This is a genomic window from Roseofilum sp. SBFL (assembly GCF_017746885.1).
Taxonomy (GTDB): domain Bacteria; phylum Cyanobacteriota; class Cyanobacteriia; order Cyanobacteriales; family Desertifilaceae; genus Roseofilum.
In genome coordinates, this window is sequence record NZ_JAGHZH010000097.1 from 37,763 (window position 1) to 57,975 (window position 20,213).

The following is a 20,213-nucleotide window of genomic DNA, read 5'->3' on the forward strand; positions in this document are numbered from 1 at the left end:
CTGATGCCGAGTTCTCTAATCCCTTTGCTGTTATCAGCTTTCCAGGGTAAATTGATATTCCGAGCCCAGTTCGCAACCCACCATTGCTTCTGCGTAAGATCCCTCATCAAGAAGGTCAGCTTTGAAATATTTGATTTCACCAGAGCTTGCTGCGGCGATCGCATTGAGATACTGCAATTTTTCTGGATTGTTCGGATCGCGCACGGGGGCATGAACGGTCAGTCCTTCCTCCAGTAGTTTTTTAACTAGCACTCCAGCAACATAACCGGTGGCACCCGTTACCATTACGGGGGCAGAGCGCTCAATCGTTGTCATAGTCAAGCTCCTGTCTCGATCGTGGTTTGCTTGTTACAACCCATGATAGGAGATGCGAAAGGTCAAGGCACTAGCAGAGTGCGCTTATCTATATGCAAAGGGTGCCAATTGGTATGCAGGCGATCGCACCATTTTTGCTCAATACAGCGCTTTGCGCTGTAACGGAGTACAGTATCATTGAGATCAGTCATTGCGAATGGAACGAAGTGGAATGAAGCAATCGCAAAATCCCCCAATCTTGGCGATTGCTTCCCTGCGGTCGCAATGACAACTCACATCTACGATCAACAATGCACCTCATAGCAGCGCGAAGCGCTGTATCAATTCCCAATTGCAGCACTAAGCATTGTCATCAATCGTAGCTATCAAAAAGAATACTCAAGAGGGCGATCGGTAATATAAGCATGTGAACTTTTATCTGGCTAACTCTTCGAGACAGGATAAGATGGTCTCATAGAAGGCACATTCTTTTAACGATAATAACGATTTGCCCCCCTCTTTTAAAGAGTGTTCAATAAATGAAAAGACGAGATATACTGCGCTGGGGAACATCAGCCGCGTTGGGGTGGAGTGCAACTTCTGCACTAACAGCCTGTCGTCGTTTTTCTCCATCTTCTTCTATTCCATTATCCATAGAAGAAACTCGCGGTTTGGAATCGCCAAGTGTGATAGGAACAGATGCCTATCATTTTCTTAAAGATGTAGGCCAAGGATTTTCCGGCACGACAGTGCGATTAATTACTGAAGATTCCCCAGGCGCTAATGTGGCTTGGGAATTTGTACAAGAAGAATTTATTCCCCTAACAGGAATTGACGTGCAATGGGATAGGTTCCCCCTCGATCGCGTGTTTGGGCGTATCGAGCAAGACATCGCCAGAGAAGCCGGAACCTATGACATCATGTACTGGGATCAGGCTTGGATCGGTCGTTTTCTTGAAGTCGGAGTAAATCCTAAAGAATTACTAGAAAACAGCGACCTGCAATATCCCAACTACAATTTTGAGGATTTCCTCTCCCCGTTAGTTGCCAATATTGCCTCCTATCAAGGACAGTTGGCTGCCATCCCCTATGATATTCCGATCTTGATTTTGTTCTACCGCCCAGATATTTTGGAGGAATTAGGATTATCGATCCCCATGACCATGGAAGACTACTTGGAGACCATGCAAGTCATTACTGAAGCCAAAGCCCCTCAAATCTATGGAACGGTAGAACAGTGGAAAGTGGGGCACTATAGCTTACATGCTAATATGACCGCTTGGTTGTGGGCCCATGGTGGGTCGATTTATCATGCCGATGGCACACCAGCCATTAATGACGACCGGGCGATCGCCGCAATGGAATACCTCCTCGCCCAACGACAATATGCCCCCCCCGAAGCCATAACCTGGGATTGGAGCGGACAAGCCAATGCTTTTCGTCAAGGTCGCGCAGGTGTCGCAATTGGGTGGGGGGAATTTTTTCCCTGGTTTGAAGAATCGGCTAACTCCCAAATATCCGGAAAAGTGGCAGTCGCTCCTTGTCCTCAAGCCATTGCCCTGCGTCCAGAGAGCGAATGCGGTTTCGGCGAAGTTCCAGGTGTGAGCCGTCAAGGGGGCAGTAGTCTGGCGCTCTCTCGTTACAGCAAAAATCGAGATGCAGCCTGGGTCTTTTTGCAATGGCTCACCAGCGCAGACACCATGACTCGGGCAGCCCTATTGAGCAAAACCAATAGCGTTCGCCGCAGCACCTACAGCGATCCTCGCTTGAAAATAGGGTTTGGAGCCAATCCCCAAGTTGCCAATTATTTTGAGGTCACCTTAGATGCCATTGAAAATCGCATGGGAACGGAACCCCACCATTCCAATTGGATTGAAGTGGGCTTCGATCGCTTCCCCATGGAACTGGGAAAATTAATGACCAACCAACAAAGCATCCGAACCACCCTAAACAACATGGCGCAAGCTGCTGCCCGAGCAACAGAAACCCTCTAACTCAAAACTATGAAAGCGATTCCTGGGAATATTCGCTCACGAATTGAGCGTTTCTTCAATCATTACAGCTTGCGCCATCAACTGTTAGGGGTATTTTGCTTCATTGCTCTGACTCCCCTGGCGGGATTTGCTTGGTGGAATTACCAGACTACGCGGACAGCTTTGATTCAATCGGCCAATCAATCCCTGAATGCAGCCGCGTCCCAAACGGCGGCAACTCTTGATGCCTTCGTTCGCATCAATTTGACGGTTATTGTTACTGAAGCGCAACAAGAAATCCTTGCCACCTATTTACAAGCTGCACCCAATGCTTCTCCCTCGGTTAGAGAGCAGGCACTCAACACTCTAAAGACCTCGATCGCCAAAGATACAGTCTTTTTAGTTTCCTCCGCTCTTCTGAATACCAATGGACAAAATCTCCTGGATACCCGCACCCCTCAAAGGATATGGGACGAGTCGAATCGGGACTATTTCCAAATTGCCCTAGAAACGGGAGAGCCTTTTGTCTCCAATGTAGAATTTTCTGAGGTTGACGGTCAGCCTTACTTATATTTCAGCCAATCGATCCGCGATCGCCAAACGGGGGAAGTGGTTGGCATATTACGCAGTCAGTACCATGCCGCCAAACTCCAAAACCTCATCCTAGAAAATAATAATTTAGCCGGTTCTTTGTCTTTTCCTATTCTGCTCGACGATCGCAATTTGCGCTTGGGTCAAGGCTATCAAGATGGGGGGAGCCAGCTTGAAGAGCTTCTATTTCAATTTCTCGCTCCTCCTCAACCCGAAACCCTTGATGAATTACAGCAAACCTATCGCTTGCCGGCTTCTCTCCCTGCCGATAGAGCCACTCAACTGACAGAATTTGACAAATTTGCTGCCAATTTTAACCCCGATCGCCCCTACTTCACGACCATTGTGTCCCAAGAGCAGAATATAGAATATGCGGGTGCGATTCACCTGAGCCAAAGCCAACCGTGGAAAGTTGCTTATTTGCGCCCAAAATCTGTTTTTCTCCAACCCATTAATATTCAAACGCGCAATAACCTCCTCCTCACTTTAGGGACGACCCTTGTTGCTATTAGCGTGGGATTTGGCATGGCTAATGTGATTTCTTCTCCCATTCAACGCTTGACGGCGATCGCCAAGCAAATCGCCGAAGGTAATTTAAGTGAGGGTGTAGACATTGTGGCCGATGGGCACTCAGATGGAGTTTTACCCACCCAATGGGGTAATGAACTCGGAGAGCTTGCCAATTCCTTCAGTTATATGGCAACCCAACTGAAATCCTCATTTCAACAGTTGCAAGATTATTCGCAAAATCTCGAACAAAAAGTGGAGACACGAACCCAAGAGCTATCCGAGTCCCAACAGTTGCTCAATTTAGTTATGAATAATATCCCCCAATCTATTTTCTGGAAAAATCGCGAGAATGTGTACTTGGGATGCAATCGCAGTTTCGCCCAAGTTGCCCGCATGAAGCCGGAAGAGATTGTTGGTAAAACCGACTATGATATGCCTTGGTCTCGCGAAGAAGCAGATTTGTACATTGAGTACGATCTCAAAGTGATGAATGCTGGGGAACCAGAATTAGGGATTGTCGAACCGATTACCAAAGGCAATGGAACAATGAGTTGGCTTGAAACTAGCAAAGTTCCCCTCTACAATACTGAAGGCGTAGTCATGGGAATTATTGGTATTCTTCAAGATATTACCCCCTACAAAGAAGCAGAAGCAGCAGCCCAACAAGCCAACCAAGCTAAAAGCGAGTTTTTAGCCAATATGAGCCACGAATTGAGAACGCCCCTCAACGGCATTCTCGGCTACGCACAAATTTTAGGACGATCTAAAACCCTCGCCGAAGCGGATCGCAAAGGGGTAACGATCATTCATCAATGTGGTTCTCACTTACTAACATTGATTAACGATGTCTTAGATTTGTCCAAAATCGAAGCTCGTAAACTGGAGTTGAATCCCATTCCTGTTTATTTTCCCTCTCTTTTACAAAGTGTGGTGGAAATGTGCAAAATTAAAGCCCAACAAAAAGGAATTGATTTCATTTACAGCGCTTTGCGCTGCTATGAGGGACAGTATTGAATCCTTAAAGCCATATACCACAACCCTATTCCCTATTCCCTATTACCTATTCCCTAGCGCAAAGCGCTATATCAGCCCAGCTCTCGCCTGCCGGAAGGAGTAGAAGTGGATGAAAAACGCCTACGACAGGTGTTAATCAACCTTTTGGGCAATGCCATTAAATTTACGAATAGCGGTTCCGTGAGGCTGCGGGTAGATGTGATTTCCGAGTCGGAAACCAGTGCAACCGTATTTTTTCAAGCGATCGATACTGGGGTGGGTATTGCCCAAGCCGATCTAGCCAAACTCTTTGAAGCCTTTGAACAGGTTGGCGATCGCCAAAAACAATCTGAAGGAACCGGGTTAGGATTGGCTATCTCCAAGCAAATTGTTGGGTTAATGGGTAGTACGATTGAAGTCACTAGCCAATTGGGTCGAGGAAGCGAATTTTCCTTTTCCGTTAACTTGCCCCTCGCTGTCGATTGGGCAACACGACAGATCGGTTTAGAGGGGCGCGATAATGCTCCGCATCGCTGGCGCGATCGCATTATCGGTTACGAGGGAGATCGGCGTACAATTCTCGTCGTGGACGATCGCTGGGAAAACCGCACTGTTGTCTCCAACTTACTCACTCCCCTCGACTTCACAATCATTGAAGCAGAAAACGGCCGCGAAGGCTTAGAAAAATTACGGGAGAACTCACCCGATTTAGCGATCGCCGACCTCTTTATGCCTGTGATGGATGGTTTTGATTTCCTCAAGCATATCCGGAGTTCCAAAGACTTGCAACATCACAAAATTATCGTCTCTTCCGCATCCGTGAGTGAAAAGGAGCAATATCGAGCAATGGATGCAGGGGGCGATTGCTTCCTCAACAAACCCGTCGATTTTCAAGAATTGTTGGCAGCAGTCTCGGAATGCTTGGATTTACAATGGATTTATGAAGATCGAGAGGATACGGAGGCGCTTTCGGAATCAACCGCTACCCCAATGGTTCTGCCAGCACCTGAGATCCTCAGCAACTTATTAGATTTGGCACAGCAAGATCGGATTCGAGAGCTGTCTGAATCCCTAGAAAAACTTACCTGTCATGATTCAATGTATATCCCATTTAGTCAACCCTTACTCGACCTAGCCAACCAATTTGCCACAGAGGAAATCGAAGATATCCTGCAACAATATCTAACCGAAGGAGGATATCATGCAGAATAAAGCTGACCATCAACCAGAAATTTTAGCTGTTGATGATACGCCAGCCAATTTGCGAGTGGTAGCGGACACCTTATCTCCTGCCGGTTATATTGTTGCTGCTGTAACCAGTGGTGAGCGCGCTCTCAAGCGCTTGCAAACCTATGTTCCCGATCTGATTCTCCTCGATATTCAAATGCCAGGCATGGATGGCTTTGAAACCTGTCGGCAAATTAAGGACAACCCCAATACTGCCAGTATTCCCATCATTTTTATTACGGCTCTATCAGACGACAAGAGTATTATCAAAGGATTTGACTTGGGAGCCGTCGATTACATTACCAAACCGTTTCGCGAGGCGGAAATGCTAGCACGGGTGAAGACGCACTTACAGTTGGGAAAGTTGAGGGCAAACTTAGAAAAGCAAGTGGAGCAGCGCACGACTGATTTGACTCAAGCGATAGAGAAATTGCGATCGTCGCAAATGCAATTGGTTCAACAGGAAAAAATGGCAGGATTAGGTAATCTTGTAGCGGGAGTCGCTCATGAAATCAACAATCCGTTGAGTTTCATTACTGGTAATATCACGATGCTTAAAGACACTCTTGTCGATCTGTTGGCAATTATCCAAGCCTATCGCCAAGAATATCCCGAACCTAGCCCTGACTTAGCAGAAGAGATTGAAAATGCAGATCTCGACTTTTTGCTCGAAGATATTCCCAAAATTCTTGTTTCTATGCAACAAGGAGTGAAACGCATTGCTAATATTAGCACATCTTTGCGAACCTTTTCCCGTGCAGATACAGATATCAAAACTGAGTTTAATGTGCACGAGGGTCTTGACAGTACTTTATTAATCTTAAAATACCGCCTTAAAGCGAATGAGCAACGTCCCGCCATTAAAATCGTAAAAAATTATGGTGATATTCCCGAACTGAAATGCTATCCGGGACAGCTCAATCAAGTCTTTATGAATATCTTAGCAAATGCGATCGATACTCTGGATGAAAAGAGCAAAAACAAGTCTTTTGAAGAGATAGAAAAAGACCCTAATTATATTACTGTTACGACTGATTTGAGCGAAAAAAAGCAGGATGTTGTGGTCAGAATTATCGATAATGGCATGGGAATGCCAGAATCTGTAAAGGCGAAAATATTTGAGCAGGGATTTACCACTAAGAAAGTCGGCAAAGGAACAGGTTTGGGCATGGCAATCGCCTGTGAAATTCTGACCAAAAAGCATTGTGGAAAAATCACCTGTTCTTCACAATTGGGACAAGGAACTGAATTTGTGATTTCTCTTCCTTTGGGGTAAAGTCCTTCGCCTTGAAGTCGCCTTAGAGAGCTTCGCCACCCAGAAATCGAATTAACTTACAGCGCAAAGCGCTGTAACGGAGTACAGTCTCATTGAGATCAGTCATTGCGAAGGTCACGCAAGTGGAATGAAGCAATCGCAAAATCCCCCAATCTTGGCGATTGCTTCCCTGCGGTCGCAATGACCACTCACATCTACGATCGACAATGTACCTCATAGCAGCGCGAAGCGCTATCTTTTTCTCATGCATCAAATTAGCTTAGATAGTCCACTCCCTCCCGATCCAGTTGCCTTGTGTCCCCTTGATCCGGAAAAATAGAGGATAACCCAATCAAGGCTCACTAGGGATTATGGCTGTAGACTATTCAGACTATTCAGAAATTGATGTCGCTGACTATATCGAACATTCCCTGTTGCACCCCACAGCAACACCGGAACAAGTACAGCAGTGGTGCGAACAAGCCATGGCTATGAATTTTCCTACGGTGTGCGTGCCTCCCGTTTACGTGCGGCAAACGGCAGATATCTTACAAGGAAAATCGACTAAAGTGTGTACGGTGATTGGCTTTCCCACGGGTGCGACGACACCAGGGGTAAAGCTCTACGAAGCCCAAGAAGCGGTTGAACATGGAGCAGTAGAGTTAGATGTGGTGATTAATATCGGCTTACTGAAGGCGGGAAAAAGCGAAGCCGTGCATCGGGAAATGGCGGAAATTTGTGAAGAAACGGGGCAAACGGTGAAAGCAATTTTAGAAATGACGGTGTTGACGGAAGCGGAAAAACGATTAGCGGCAGAGCTTTGTTTAGATGCGGGGGTGGCGTTCCTGAAAACGAGTACGGGTTGGCAAGGAGGCGCGACGGTGGAAGATGTAAAGTTATTGAAGTCTATCAGCCGAGGAAATGTGGGGATTAAAGCTTCTGGTGGCATTCGCAATTTAGAGCAAGCTTATGCCTTAATTGATGCAGGTGCAACGCGGTTGGGGACTTCACGGGGGATGATGTTAATGGAAGAGCGCGATATGGCGCTTCGCCCTGGTAATAGGTGATCGATATTGGTAATCCCTCTTCTGTGACTTTTCACTTTTTGGGAAAGTGACAGAAGAGAGAGCTTTAGAGGATAAAGTTTAGGTTGGGTTTCACGATCGTGAAACCCAACCTACGCTCTGGAAAAGCTAGTATTAGTTATCCTCCCAAAATATCTTGTTACCATACACCAAAGAGTTTCGTTTATCCCTCAGTTTCTGCTCTTCAATAATTACTTCTTCAATTTCCTTTACTACTTCCTCAGAAACGCCCATCAGATCTGCCATTTTCCGAATGGCTTGTTTTTCCGCTTCTGGATATTCTTTATCTGCACTACAGGCTTTTATTGCCCAATAAATTGTGCCTTTTTTCCCGTTTTCTACTATCGGACTGCGTGCCAGAACATCAGCAATATCTTCATCACCATTATAGGATTCCACTTCTTCAATTATTGAAGTGGGCATTTCCCGAGAAGCTGCAAAGCCCAGTACCCATTCACGCTCTTCTTTGCTAATTACGCTATCTCCTTTAGTGCAAAGCAAAATCGCCTTTAAAAAATCCACGGCATCGCCCAGATTTATATAAGTATTATAAGACCATCCCCATTGTTCTTTATTAGACCAACGCGAAGCTCTTAACGTATTTTCTTTATCCAACTTCTTTCTCTCCTTGACAAATTGTCTCGATCACCTTATCACATCTAACTTAAAGGGTCAATAATGGTATTGCTATAAAATAGTGGAGGAAAATCTTAATGCTAAATTCACCAAATTTACACGAAGTTTTACTCTGGGTGATTAAAGATATTCATAGCAAGGGTTGGTCTACTGGTACGGCAGGGAACTTTAGTGCAGTCCTCCAGAGAGAACCTCTGACTTTGCTGATGACTCCTAGCGGGATAGATAAGGGCTTGGTGCGATCGCAGGATTTAGTTGAAATCAACGAAGCTGGAGCAGTTGTCAAAGGGACGGGGAAACCTTCATCAGAGACTTTACTGCACCTCACAATTGTCAGGGAGACAGGAATGGGAGCTATTATACACACCCATTCAGTCTTTAATACTATTTTGTCACAACACTTTTTGCGTGAAGGGAAACTAATCTTAACGGGTTACGAAATGCTCAAGGGTTTAGAGGGGATTCTTACTCATGAGACGATTGTTAATATCCCCATCTGGCCAAACTCTCAAGATATGCAACAATTGAGCCAAATAGTTGGCTCTCACCTCCAACTTAATTCTCACTATGGAAATGAGGGAACGTCTTTTCCTCGTACTTATGGATTTCTCTTAGCAGGCCACGGGCTGTATACTTGGGGAGAAACTCTGTTTCAGGCTCGACGACATCTGGAAATTTTAGAATTTTTGTTCGAGGTGACTTACCGCCAACTTGTCTTAGCGGATTGATTGGGCAACGGGAGGAAAATTGCAGCTAGTAATACTTCCAAGGGCGATCGCTGTTGTTTCAACCAATGATTTGGAAATACTATATGGTAGAAAAAACTAGAGATAATGTTAGGGCGTTGCTGTTAGATATTGAGGGAACGACAACACCTATAAATTTTGTTTTTGAGGTTTTATTTCCCTTTGCAAGAGATAACGCCGAAGTTTTTCTCAAAGAACGCGGTGGCGAACCTGAGGTGCAAGATGACCTCAATCTGCTACGTCAGGAATATGAAATCGATCGCGCAAAAGGAGATGCTATACTGGAGTGGACTGGTACTGATGCTATTGCTGCGGTTCCTTATATTCATTACCTAATTGCTACAGATCGTAAGTCTACTGCTCTCAAGTCTCTTCAGGGGAAAATCTGGGAGCAGGGATATAGAAATGGAACCCTTAGAGCGCAGCTTTTCCCAGATGTAAAACCCGCTTTTGAACGTTGGTTGGCTGCTGGCAAAAAACTCTATATTTTCTCGTCGGGGAGTGTACAGGCACAACAATTGCTATTTCGTTATTCAGAGATCGGAAATTTAACGCCTTTTTTAAGCGGATATTTTGATACTCGAACTGGATCGAAACTGGAATCTCAAAGCTATAAAAAGATTGCCGAAATCATTGAAATCGCTCCAAGGGAAATTCTATTTATTTCTGATGTTGTCTCTGAATTACAAGCGGCTAGAGCTAGCGGTATGAAGTCTAGGTTCTCTTCAAGACCTGGCAATTATAGTACCGATCCTCAAGGATTTACTTTAATTCAAACTTTTGAGGGCATCTAATACCATTTTTAATTTTAATTGATATTATGAGCAAAACCTATAAGGCAACGGGCATTAATTTGAAGGGAATGCCGATGGGAGAATCTGACCGGTTATTGACGGTGTTAACCCCGGAAGTTGGATTGATTCGGGCGATCGCCCCCGGAGCGAGAAAAGCTAAGTCCAGTTTAGGGGGACGCAGTGGGTTATTTGTGGTGAATGAATTGTTGGTGGTGAAGGGGCGATCGCTCGATAAAATCATTCAAGCGCAAACGATTCAATCCTATCCGGGATTAAGTCGAGATTTACTCAAACTGACTGCAAGTCAATACTTGGCAGAATTAGTCCTCTGCCAAGCCCTCACAGATCGCTCCCAAACAGACCTCTATGACCTACTGTTGCTCCATCTCGATCGCCTGGAAACCAGCGACCTCAACCTCACCTTACCTCGCTTAATTCAAGGTATCTTTCACCTGCTGGCCCTAGCGGGAATTGCGCCACAAGTGCAAAATTGTTGTAGAACGGGACAGGCGATCGCGCCCAATTTCAACGATCCCCAGTGGAAAATTCAATTTAACCTCGCCTCTGGTGGCATTGTGAGTGAGGAAAAAGAGCGACAAGTCTTTCAGGTTCAAGAATCTGGAGCCAGCTATCAGGTACAACGTTCACCTCGGAAATCGCCCCAACCTCCAGCATTTTCCCTCAACGCCAGTCAATTATGGATACTTCAGCATCTAGCGGGGCCAGAACTCCCTAAACTAGAACAAGGAACAGACCATCTCTGGCCTTCCCTAGAAAACCTCCTGCGTGCCTATGCTCAATATCACTTCGATCGACCGATACGAGCTGCAACCCTCATGGAGCCTTGCCTTGCCAAGTTGCCAAAAGATCCCTGAAGTTTAAATCCTATGTCCCTATCCAAAACCGATGGAGAAATAACCCCTAAAACCCCTAAACCTAATCTTCCTCCACCCTCTCCTAGTCTGGGTGCAGTCCTCAAAAACCGCAATTTTCTCACCCTGTGGAGCGGTCAAGTTTTTTCCCAGTTAGCCGATAAAATCTATCTAGTTTTAACGATCGCCATTATTACTAGCGAGTTTCAACAACAGGAGCAAACCATTAGCGGTTGGGTATCAGCGATCATGATTGCTTTTACGATTCCCGCTGTCTTATTTGGCTCCTTAGCCGGGGTATTTGTGGATCGCTGGCCGAAAAAATCGGTCTTGGTTCTCACCAACTTACTCCGAGGAGCCTTTGTGCTGACGATTCCTCTGTTCTTAAGTCTATCTGCGGGAATTGACTTGGCGATCGATATTCCCCTCGGTTTTGCGTTGCTCTTAGGGATCACCTTTGCTGTCTCTACTCTCACCCAATTCTTTGCTCCTGCCGAACAAGCCATTATTCCCCTAATTGTCAAGCGCCATTTGCTCTTGCCAGCCAATTCCCTCTACACTTCTACCATGATGGCCTCGGTGATCCTGGGATTTGCTCTTGGCGACCCACTTCTGAACCTAGCAAGTCACCTGATTAGCCCGATTTTAGGTAATGGCGACTTGGGTAAAGAAGTTCTAGTGGGAGGTGCTTATGTGTTGGCGGGTGTGATTTTGTTGGTGGTGAATACTCAAGAAAATACTTATCCCCCAGACCACGAACACCCCCATGTTTTGCAAGATCTGCGCGATGGATTACAGTTTTTGCGCGATCGCCATCGGGTTCGCAATGCAATTTTACAACTGATTATTCTCTCCTGTATTTTTGCCGCCTTAGCCGTTTTAGCCGTTCGCATTGCCGAAATTATTCCCACTCTTGAACCCTCCCAATTTGGCCTATTATTAGCCGTTGGCGGAATCGGTTTGGGCATCAGTTCGGCTGTCGTGGGAGAATTCGGCCATCGTTGGGGATCGAATGCTCAACTGAGTTTAATCGGATCGATGGGGATGGCAGGATCGCTGCTCGGTTTGTCGTTTACGGTTCAATACTTGGGATGGTCTCTGTTTTGGATTAGTTTGTTAGGTTCCTCAGCCGCCTTTATTGGCATTCCCATGCAAACGACGATTCAATCGCAAACACCGGAAGAGATGCGGGGGAAGGTGTTCGGCTTGCAAAATAATGCTATTAATATCGCCTTGAGTTTTCCTCTGGCTTTGGTGAGCGTGGCGGAAGCTGGATGGGGAATTCAAGTGGTTTTAGCTGGTTTAGCCCTCTTAGTCTTCGCAGGGGGAGTCTCAACCTGGTATATTTCCCGTACAGGAGATCGGGATCGATCGTCATTGTCTCCAACCCGATAATGCTGGGCATCGCTGGCGCAATACAGCAGTTTTCTTTGCTATGCAGTAGATCTCGATCCCCCCATCTCCCTATCCCCTTCTTGGCAATTGAATGCATATCGCTTGGCTTGGTAAAAAATCTCCGTTCTGTGGTAACGTCACTTATTCCCGTGAGGTGACGAATGCGTTGCTCGATCGCGGACATCAGGTGAGTTTTTTTCATTTTGCCTCGGAGGATGGGGTCGCAGAACTGCCAGCGAATGGCGCTCAAGCCTCTTCGGAAGGCTGGCCGGATTGTCCAGAAGTACCGATTCCTTGTTTGTATAAATCAACAATTTATACGATTCCGACGTTGAGTTCGTCTAAGGTTTTAGCGCGATCGCTCCATTCTTTGCAACCGGATCTGGTTCATGCGTCTTTAACCTTGTCTCCTCTGGATTTTTTGCTGCCGGAAATTTGCCAAGATTTGCATTTACCTTTGGTGGCGACATTTCATCCAGCATTTGACCGCAAATTACGCAATTTTTCTTCGGGAACGCAACAACTCACCTATCAACTTTATGCCCCTTGTTTGGCAAATTATGATAAAACTATTGTCTTTTCCCAGATGCAGCGCGAGATTCTGATTAAACTGGGGGTTCCGGAATACAAAGTGGTGGTGATTCCCAATGGGGTGGATGCCCTGAAATATTCCCCTGGCCCTTCTTCGATTAAGCAGCAATTGCAGGCAGAACGGTTATTTTTGTATCAAGGACGCATTGCCATTGAGAAAAATGTGGAGTCGCTGCTGAAGGCTTGGAGAATGGCGGATTTGGGGCCGGGGTGTAAGTTGGCGATCGTCGGGACTGGCCCCCTGCAAACTGCCCTCAGAGCTTCCTATGGAGCAGAACAGGGGATTGTTTGGTTGGGCTTTATTGGGGATGAGCAGCGTCGAATCGAGATTTTACGGGGAACAGATGTGTTTCTTTTACCCTCTTTTGTTGAGGGATTGTCTCTCTCTCTGTTGGAGTCCATGGCTTGCGGAACGGCTTGTCTGGCAACGGATGTGGGAGCTGATGGTGAGGTTTTGGAAAAGGGTGCAGGGGTGATTTTGAATGCGAATCGCGTAACGACTGAGTTACAAACCCTCTTGCCTTTGTTTCGGGATCATCCCGAATTAAGTATTATGCTGGGACAAAAAGCGCGTCAACGAGTATTAGAACGCTATACGCTTAATCGTAATATTTCTCAGGTGGAACAGCTTTATGATGAGGTCATTGAACAGAGTAACGATGCTTCTTACCGGAGCTTGGTTAATTAAGGGGACTCGAGAGTATCCGGATCGATATTCAACTGTCGGAGTTTTTCGCGTAATTGTTGTAAATTAGATTCTGCGCGATCGGCTCTTTCTCGCTCCAATTCCTTTTCCTGACGTTCGCGATCGCGATCTAATTCAGCAATATCAGCTCTTTCCTGTTGGCGATCGGCTCTTTCCTGCTCCTGCACTGCCACTTCTTCCGGCAACAATACCAAATTACCCTCAGCATCATAAAAGCGCAACCAAGAAGCATTTTCTTTCATCAACTCCCCATTCCAGGTGCCCAACCATAATCCTAAACTCTCACACCACAGCCATCCGCGATCGTTTGGCGCTATTTCATCATACTTGCGCGTTCCACTTAAATTCCATCCTTGTAATGACTCAGAGTCAAAGGGATCGTAGATAAAATAATCGTTAGTTTTCCAGACTTTTTCATACAACTCTTTCTTCTCATTCCGGTCAACTTCTGCCGTGGAAGGGGACATCAATTCCACAATCACATCAGGATAACGTCCTTGCTCTTCCCACAAAATCCAACTGCGGCGCTCAAGGGTTCCATCTACATCTAAAACCACAAAAAAATCAGGGCCGCGAAAATCCTGGTTTCGCACTTGTGCGCTACTGTAGTAGACGAACATATTCCCACCCGTGTAATAATCATTGCGTCCTTGATAGGCCTGATGCAAGGACGCAATCAGGACATTCATAGCGATGCGATGGCGATTACTTTCCAAGGGTACTCCGTCGTCGTAAGGTAAATCAGTTGGCGGAAGGGGAATGACTTCTTGCTCTTGTGGTTCAGTCTGAGGTAATTTTTCGTCAATAAGTTCGACTGACATGGCTCTTTCCCTCAACACTCGGTTATCACAGTATAACTGAATCGGTTAGTTACTCGACAAGTTGCTCTAAGCCCCTTGCCTCCCAAGGATCGATTGATGCAAACCTTTAAGAATTTGATCTAAGATTCTTGTATTGTTAAGGGTGCAGATTCCCATGCCACAATTAATTGTTATTGCTGGGCCCAACGGGGCTGGAAAATCGACCAGTGCGCCGATCTTGTTACCAGGAGTTTTAAGCGTTAACGAATATGTTAATGCTGATGCGATCGCCCAAGGTCTATCGGGGTTTAATCCAGAACAAATAGCATTTCGCGCTGGCCGGATCATGCTCAAGCGGCTCCAAGAACTAGCCAATGAGCGGCTTGATTTTGCTTTTGAAACCACCTTAGCAACTCGTAGCTTTGCCCCTTGGATTACTTCCTTGAGGCTAACTGGATATCGATTTCATTTGATTTTTCTCTGGTTAGTCAATCCTGAATTAGCGATCGCTCGCGTTCAAGAACGAGTTCGCAGAGGAGGTCATCATGTACCGGAAGAAACCATTCGTCGTCGTTACCATGCAGGAGTCCGAAACTTTTTTCAATTATACCAAGCCATTGCGGATACTTGGCTTTTTTATGACAATTCCGATCCGAAAGAATCACCAATTATTGCGATGGGAGGAATCGAAATCGATGAGGTGATATATAATCAAGAAACATGGAATATTATCTTAAGAGGTGAATCATGAGTGAAACTAACGATAAGGATATTCCCGCTATTTTTGCTGAACATATCTTAATTGATCAAGGGATTCAAAAAGCCATTAATCGAGCAGTATGGGAACACAAACAACTGGGAAATCCAGTTGCAGCCTGGAAGGATGGAAAAGTGGTGTGGATTGCACCAGAAGACTTGGATATTGAGCTATTACCATAACAATGAACAATGAACAATGAACAATGAACAATGAACAATGGGTTTGGGACAAGTTTCTGAGTTAACGCGAGGGGGAAAGAAACCGGGTTTCTGCCACAGTTATGGACACCAATGCGAAGATACGCAAGAAACCCGGTTTCTGGATTTGAATTGTTATATCAAATCCGGTTAAACAGTTGTCATTGCGACCGCAGGGAAGCAATCGCTACAATTATCGAGACGATCGAGATTGCTTCACTCCACTGCGTTCCGTTCGCGCTTCGCGCAAGCTTCGCTAAACGCAATGACAAATCATAGCTGATGATTCGGATTTAATTGTTAATTGTTCATTGAACCAAAGCGATGGAAGGGATACAACCGGAAAATCACTTGACCGCGAATTTGTTGGCGGGAGACGACTTGACCGACATCTTGGTATTTATAATCGGGGTCGGTGACAATGGCGTAATATTCATCGGAGTTGAGGGTGATGGGGGGTTGGTTAAATGTGGGGGGTAACTCGATGGAACCCGTATCGAGGGGTTCATCATTGATAAACACTTCACCGGATCGGATTTCTAGGGTTTCCTGGGGTTCGGCAATAATGTATTTGATAACACTCAATTCTGGCATTTCAAAGAAAATGATATCCCCTCGATGGAACGGACGAAAACGATGGGTTAAGCGGTCAATAAATACGGTGTCTTGAGGGCGGAAAATTGGATCTAGTCCCACGTTAGTGATGCGTTGAGCAGAAAAGGTATCGATGCTTCTGGGCAACCAAACACTCATGAAGAACAATATCAACACTAAACCCCAATTTATTTGGTGTGGGGGCAGGGTATAGGCAGGGAGGGAGACTTCTTGGGCTAAATGTTCCCGCAGTGTGTCGTGATAAAAGCGAAACCGTCCCCCCGATTGTTTTAAGATGCCTGCTTGACTGGCTTGAGTGAGAAAGTGTGCATAATTCTCAGGCATGTTTCCCTGATGAAACAACACCCAACGCAGGGCAAAATGTTGGATTAAGGCAACACCACCCCCAGCCAAAAATCCGAGTATTATTCCCATTCCTGCCCCTTGAATCAAGGCAGTCAGCAGATCGACCTCCTGTCCCGTCGCCCAATTCGGTACAATAACCATGAGCGGGCAGAGGGGCATCGCTAACCCGATGGTAATCAGGGTTTTAATCCCCGTTTCCTTGATGCCTTCATTGGGGCGTTGCCTCACTTTTAAGTCGGCTCTCAGACCGACAATCAGCCCTCCAATCAGCCCGACAATCAGCCCAATAATCAGCCCTCCAATCAGCCCTCCAATCAGCCCGACAATCAGCGCCCACTTTAAACCCAGGCGTAATTCGCGCTTGATTCCCTGCCAAGATAAATCGAGGGCTTCTGTTAATTGAATGGAGGTGTGATCCAAAATCAGCCCGAAAATTAGCCCAACAATCAGCCCGATAATTAGCCCGAAAATTAGCCCGACAATCAGCCCGATAATTAGCCCGAAAATTAGCCCGACAATCAGCCCGATAATCAGGCGATAGTGTCGGTATTGCCGCGCATTTTCTAGCCAGGTGGGTTGCAAGGATTCAATTAAAAACTCCCGTTGATTAATCCCTTCTTTGCCCATACTCGCCGCTAACCAAGCCAGATAATGCCTCGGATCTTTATCTTTCTCCTTATAATCATCTAGTTGGGGCAGTTTTTTCGCCAAAAATGCATCAAAAAGCTGTTTTTGACAAGCCGCAATATCTTCCAGTGCATCCCCTGGCAACCGTTCCGGGTAACGGTAAGCAATGGGCATCAGATTCAAGAGCATGGGATTCTTGGCCAATTGCTTCCATTCTGGATGAGTCCCTAAGTCTTCCCAGAGATGGGAGGCTTTACGTTGGTCTAGATAATGCTGAATTTGCTCATCTGTTAATTGGCGCAATCTTACCGCTCGGTCAAGTTTGCGGAACCGCAGGCGACAGTTGGGTTCAGTTTCCGTCTCTGTAGTCGTGCTTTCATAATCTTTAACCCGGCAACAAATAACTAAGAATTTTTGCTGCTGCTGATAATTATCTTGTAACTGCTCAATGGCATGAATAGCTTTTTTCATCCTCTCTTGTCCTAGCTCATCCAAACCATCGAGCAAGGGCATAATCCGGTCTGTTGACAGCCACTGACGACAAAGTTCAGGCTTTAAGCCATACATCTCTGCCATCTGTTCTACCATCCAATCGAGGATTTTCTCCTCGCGCCAGGTGGACAGCTCAAAAATCACCGGGATGGGTTTCTCTGGGTTCTGGGCAGCCTTTTTTGCCAAGGTTTGGGCGACTCTGAGCAGTTTGGTGGTTTTGCCGCTTCCGGGTTCTCCTAAAATCAGTAACCGTTGACTCCGAGACGGTTGAGATGGAGTAACGGGTTGATCTAAGTCTATGGGAGAATCATCCCAATCCAGAGGAATATAACAGTCTTGATAGAGATTGCCTTTGAGTCGCTCTCTAATCTTTTCCTGATTTCCTTGAGCGAACTTTTGCCATAACTCCTCGCTACTGTTCTCTTTTTCGTTTAATAATTCTGGCCCGACAACAACAACAGCCGCAAATATCAACGCAGCAATAATCAGCATGATAGGCGGCACATCTTTGAGCAGGTCTTCTAAGGCAGGAAGTTGATTGACCAAATAGGGATACAAAACGAACGCTAGAGCGACAAAGGCCAAGCGCACATAGCGAGAGAGGCGACCCTTTGAGGACATTTCGATTCAAAGTTAACAATGGAGGGGTTAATGATTATTGTAGCAGGGGGAAAGAAACCCAGTTTCTGAATCATTGCTCCCTATGAGATAATAGTAAGTTGGTCTAAATGGGAGCAACACAGAATGCGACTGTCACACATGCTGTTTAATACGCTGCGAGATGACCCAGCAGAAGCAGAAATTCCCAGCCATAAGTTATTGGTTCGGGCAGGATATATTCGTCGAATTGGTAGCGGACTCTATGCTTATCTTCCCCTAATGTGGCGAGTTTTGCAAAAAGTCTCCCAAATTGTACGTGAGGAAATGAATGCTACGGGGGCCCAGGAATGCTTGCTTCCCCAACTGCAACCGTCGGATCTATGGCAAGAGTCCGGACGTTGGGAAACCTATACCAAAGCCGAAGGTATTATGTTTGCCTTGCAGGATCGGCAAAAACGGGAGTTGGGGTTAGGGCCAACCCATGAGGAGGTGATTACGGCGATCGCCCGTGATATGATTCGCTCGTATCGGCAACTACCGATTCATCTGTATCAAATTCAAACCAAGTTCCGCGATGAAATTCGTCCCCGATTTGGCCTGATGCGGGGTCGGGAATTTATTATGAAGGATGGCTACTCGTTTCATACTAACCGGGACAGTTTGAAACAGACGTACCAGGATATGGATCGAGCCTATCGGAATATGCTGCGGCGATGTGGTCTGAAATTCCAGCCGGTACAAGCGGACTCTGGAGCCATTGGGGGTGGGGTTTCCCAGGAGTTTATGGTGTTGGCTGAGGCTGGAGAAGATGAGGTTCTCTACACGGAAGATAGCCAATATGCAGCCAATGTGGAAAAGGCGGTTTCTCTTCCCGCAGAAGCTCAACCTTCTCCGTTTACAGAGTATAAAAAAGTAGAAACGCCGAATACAAATACCATTGCCACACTTTGCGAGGCGCTCGGTTGTGATGCCACCAATACGGTGAAAAATGTGCTGTATCAAACCGTTTATGATAGTGGAATGACGGTTTTGGTGCTAGTGAGTATTCGCGGCGATCAAGATGTGAATGAGGTGAAACTCTCTAATGAGTTAACTGCTTTGGCTCCAGAATACGGCGCGAAGGCTATTTTGGCGCTCACCGTTCCCGATCCAGAAGCACAGAGCAAATGGGCTGCTAAACCTCTGCCGTTGGGTTATATCGATCCGGGTTTAGGAGATGAATATATTACTCAACAAGAGAATTTAGCGCCCAAGTTTTTGCGGTTGGTGGATAAAACGGCGGTAGAGTTGCAAAATTTTGCTACCGGAGCTAATGAGACGGGCTATCATATGATGGGCGCAAATTGGGGAGAGCAGTTTGTTTTACCTGATCGCATTGTGGATGTGCGTACCGCTAAAGCTGGCGATCGCGCCGTTCACGACCCGACGCAAATGTTACAAACTGCCAGAGGCATTGAAGTCGGTCATATTTTCCAGTTGGGAACCAAGTATTCCCAGGCTATGAATGCCACGTTTACCAGCGAACAGGGGGAAGAATTGCCCTGTTATATGGGATGTTATGGGGTTGGAGTCTCTCGCCTCGCGCAAGCTGCGGTAGAGCAGTCCTATGATAAAAATGGCATCATTTGGCCCGTGGCGATCGCGCCCTATACTGTCATTGTCTGTGTTCCCAATATTACTGATAGTCAACAGATGGAAGTCGCCGAAAAGCTCTATCAAGACCTGCAAAAAGCTGGAATTGAGGTCTTACTTGATGACCGCAATGAGCGAGCTGGGGTAAAATTCAAGGATGCAGATTTAATCGGCATTCCCTATCGTTTGGTGACCGGCAGAGCCATCAAATCCGGTAAAGTTGAATGTGTCGAACGAGCAACCCTCGCTTCTGAAGAAGTCGCTATAGACGAAGTCATTTCGGTTCTCCAAAAGCGCATTCAAACTGCTTTAAACGCCTAAAAATCACATAAGTGGGACCTCAGGGGGTGACAACAGGCTTGAATCTAAGGCTAGGCTAGGCTTTGAGCCGTTAAAAGATGGCGAAAAAAATCTAGCGATTTTTTGGGCAAGTAACCCTCTAACCTGATGCTATAGTTATGCGATCGCGACCATTGA

Annotated in this window: 16 protein-coding genes and 3 pseudogenes; 14 read left to right on the forward strand and 5 right to left on the reverse strand. The window is 46.1% G+C overall.

Translation table 11 applies throughout. The features are described from left to right. Nucleotides 1–72: 72 nt before the first annotated feature. Together J7545_RS10955 and J7545_RS10960 are read right to left on the reverse strand one after the other, a co-directional pair. Nucleotides 73–315: pseudogene (locus tag J7545_RS10955) on the reverse strand (NAD(P)H-binding protein); the annotation flags it as partial. Between the two features lie 62 nt (nt 316–377). Further along, the gene (locus tag J7545_RS10960) at nt 378–506 is read right to left on the reverse strand and encodes a hypothetical protein (RefSeq protein WP_318719556.1); all 129 of its coding nucleotides are present in this window, start codon (nt 504–506) and stop codon (nt 378–380) included. Nucleotides 507–833: 327 nt separating this feature from the next. Between J7545_RS10960 and J7545_RS10965 the strand changes: the two genes are divergently transcribed. From J7545_RS10965 to deoC, 6 genes and pseudogenes are all read left to right on the forward strand, one after another. Continuing rightward, nucleotides 834–2,288 (forward strand): ABC transporter substrate-binding protein, encoded by a 1,455-nt coding sequence (locus J7545_RS10965; RefSeq protein ID WP_318699731.1) that lies wholly within the window; start codon nt 834–836, stop codon nt 2,286–2,288. Nucleotides 2,289–3,383: 1,095 nt separating this feature from the next. Beyond that, nucleotides 3,384–3,560, forward strand: a pseudogene (locus J7545_RS24025) (HAMP domain-containing protein); the annotation flags it as partial. Beyond that, nucleotides 3,555–4,346, forward strand: a pseudogene (locus tag J7545_RS24030) (histidine kinase dimerization/phospho-acceptor domain-containing protein); the annotation flags it as partial. The pseudogenes J7545_RS24025 and J7545_RS24030, both read left to right, overlap by 6 nt. Before the next feature lie 141 nt (nt 4,347–4,487). Then, entirely contained in the window at nt 4,488–5,573 is a 1,086-nt protein-coding gene (locus J7545_RS10975; protein ID WP_318699733.1) for an ATP-binding protein, read from the forward strand. Beyond that, nucleotides 5,563–6,864 (forward strand): sensor histidine kinase, encoded by a 1,302-nt coding sequence (locus J7545_RS10980; RefSeq protein ID WP_318699734.1) that lies wholly within the window; start codon nt 5,563–5,565, stop codon nt 6,862–6,864. The genes J7545_RS10975 and J7545_RS10980 overlap by 11 nt, the downstream gene beginning before the upstream one ends. 350 nt (nt 6,865–7,214) lie before the next feature. Next, on the forward strand, nt 7,215–7,910 hold the full coding sequence (gene deoC / locus J7545_RS10985; protein ID WP_318700118.1) for a deoxyribose-phosphate aldolase: 696 nt from the start codon (nt 7,215–7,217) through the stop codon (nt 7,908–7,910). A 132-nt stretch (nt 7,911–8,042) separates the two neighbouring features. Here the strand turns inward: deoC and J7545_RS10990 are convergent, their stop codons facing one another. After that, nucleotides 8,043–8,543, reverse strand: a complete 501-nt coding sequence (locus tag J7545_RS10990; RefSeq protein ID WP_318700119.1) for a hypothetical protein — start codon at nt 8,541–8,543, stop codon at nt 8,043–8,045. 98 nt (nt 8,544–8,641) lie between these two features. On the opposite strand from J7545_RS10990, the gene mtnB reads away from it, so the two are divergent. The 5 genes from mtnB to J7545_RS11015 all read left to right on the forward strand — a co-directional run bounded on the left by mtnB (nt 8,642) and on the right by J7545_RS11015 (nt 13,650). Continuing rightward, nucleotides 8,642–9,292, forward strand: coding sequence for a methylthioribulose 1-phosphate dehydratase (gene mtnB, locus J7545_RS10995; RefSeq protein WP_318700120.1), 651 nt, complete (start codon nt 8,642–8,644; stop codon nt 9,290–9,292). An 83-nt stretch (nt 9,293–9,375) separates the two neighbouring features. Then, the gene (gene mtnC, locus J7545_RS11000) at nt 9,376–10,104 is read left to right on the forward strand and encodes an acireductone synthase (protein ID WP_318700121.1); all 729 of its coding nucleotides are present in this window, start codon (nt 9,376–9,378) and stop codon (nt 10,102–10,104) included. A 26-nt stretch (nt 10,105–10,130) separates the two neighbouring features. After that, on the forward strand, nt 10,131–10,979 hold the full coding sequence (gene recO, locus J7545_RS11005; protein ID WP_318700122.1) for a DNA repair protein RecO: 849 nt from the start codon (nt 10,131–10,133) through the stop codon (nt 10,977–10,979). A gap of 12 nt (nt 10,980–10,991) precedes the next feature. Next, nucleotides 10,992–12,371, forward strand: a complete 1,380-nt coding sequence (locus tag J7545_RS11010; RefSeq protein ID WP_318719557.1) for an MFS transporter — start codon at nt 10,992–10,994, stop codon at nt 12,369–12,371. Nucleotides 12,372–12,462: 91 nt separating this feature from the next. Next, nucleotides 12,463–13,650, forward strand: a complete 1,188-nt coding sequence (locus J7545_RS11015) for a glycosyltransferase family 4 protein (RefSeq protein ID WP_318700124.1) — start codon at nt 12,463–12,465, stop codon at nt 13,648–13,650. On the opposite strand, the gene J7545_RS11020 is transcribed toward J7545_RS11015, so the two are convergent. After that, nucleotides 13,647–14,489: a Uma2 family endonuclease gene (locus tag J7545_RS11020; protein WP_318700125.1), complete on the reverse strand. Its 843-nt coding sequence runs from the start codon at nt 14,487–14,489 to the stop codon at nt 13,647–13,649. The genes J7545_RS11015 and J7545_RS11020 overlap by 4 nt on opposite strands. A gap of 154 nt (nt 14,490–14,643) precedes the next feature. Here J7545_RS11020 and J7545_RS11025 point away from each other — a divergent pair, with 154 nt between their 5' ends. Both J7545_RS11025 and J7545_RS11030 read left to right on the forward strand, forming a co-directional pair. Then, nucleotides 14,644–15,219 (forward strand): zeta toxin family protein, encoded by a 576-nt coding sequence (locus tag J7545_RS11025; RefSeq protein WP_318700126.1) that lies wholly within the window; start codon nt 14,644–14,646, stop codon nt 15,217–15,219. Continuing rightward, nucleotides 15,216–15,407, forward strand: a complete 192-nt coding sequence (locus J7545_RS11030; protein ID WP_318700127.1) for a hypothetical protein — start codon at nt 15,216–15,218, stop codon at nt 15,405–15,407. The genes J7545_RS11025 and J7545_RS11030 overlap by 4 nt, the downstream gene beginning before the upstream one ends. A 318-nt stretch (nt 15,408–15,725) precedes the next feature. Here the strand turns inward: J7545_RS11030 and J7545_RS11035 are convergent, their stop codons facing one another. Continuing rightward, the gene (locus J7545_RS11035; RefSeq protein ID WP_318700128.1) at nt 15,726–18,125 is read right to left on the reverse strand and encodes a S26 family signal peptidase; all 2,400 of its coding nucleotides are present in this window, start codon (nt 18,123–18,125) and stop codon (nt 15,726–15,728) included. 123 nt (nt 18,126–18,248) lie between these two features. Between J7545_RS11035 and proS the strand changes: the two genes are divergently transcribed. Next, entirely contained in the window at nt 18,249–20,057 is a 1,809-nt protein-coding gene (gene proS, locus J7545_RS11040; RefSeq protein WP_318700129.1) for a proline--tRNA ligase, read from the forward strand. The last annotated feature ends 156 nt before the right edge of the window (nt 20,058–20,213 follow it).

Excerpts from the sequence above, each read along its gene's own strand:
- J7545_RS10960 (WP_318719556.1), bottom strand. The coding sequence starts at position 506 with ATGACTGATCTCAATGATACTGTACTCCGTTACAGCGCAAAGCGCTGT.
- J7545_RS10965 (WP_318699731.1), top strand. The coding sequence starts at position 834 with ATGAAAAGACGAGATATACTGCGCTGGGGAACATCAGCCGCGTTGGGG.
- J7545_RS10980 (WP_318699734.1), top strand. The coding sequence starts at position 5,563 with ATGCAGAATAAAGCTGACCATCAACCAGAAATTTTAGCTGTTGATGAT.
- deoC (WP_318700118.1), top strand. The coding sequence starts at position 7,215 with ATGGCTGTAGACTATTCAGACTATTCAGAAATTGATGTCGCTGACTAT.
- mtnB (WP_318700120.1), top strand. The coding sequence starts at position 8,642 with ATGCTAAATTCACCAAATTTACACGAAGTTTTACTCTGGGTGATTAAA.
- mtnC (WP_318700121.1), top strand. The coding sequence starts at position 9,376 with ATGGTAGAAAAAACTAGAGATAATGTTAGGGCGTTGCTGTTAGATATT.
- recO (WP_318700122.1), top strand. The coding sequence starts at position 10,131 with ATGAGCAAAACCTATAAGGCAACGGGCATTAATTTGAAGGGAATGCCG.
- J7545_RS11010 (WP_318719557.1), top strand. The coding sequence starts at position 10,992 with ATGTCCCTATCCAAAACCGATGGAGAAATAACCCCTAAAACCCCTAAA.
- J7545_RS11015 (WP_318700124.1), top strand. The coding sequence starts at position 12,463 with ATGCATATCGCTTGGCTTGGTAAAAAATCTCCGTTCTGTGGTAACGTC.
- J7545_RS11020 (WP_318700125.1), bottom strand. The coding sequence starts at position 14,489 with ATGTCAGTCGAACTTATTGACGAAAAATTACCTCAGACTGAACCACAA.
- J7545_RS11025 (WP_318700126.1), top strand. The coding sequence starts at position 14,644 with ATGCCACAATTAATTGTTATTGCTGGGCCCAACGGGGCTGGAAAATCG.
- J7545_RS11030 (WP_318700127.1), top strand. The coding sequence starts at position 15,216 with ATGAGTGAAACTAACGATAAGGATATTCCCGCTATTTTTGCTGAACAT.
- J7545_RS11035 (WP_318700128.1), bottom strand. The coding sequence starts at position 18,125 with ATGTCCTCAAAGGGTCGCCTCTCTCGCTATGTGCGCTTGGCCTTTGTC.
- proS (WP_318700129.1), top strand. The coding sequence starts at position 18,249 with ATGCGACTGTCACACATGCTGTTTAATACGCTGCGAGATGACCCAGCA.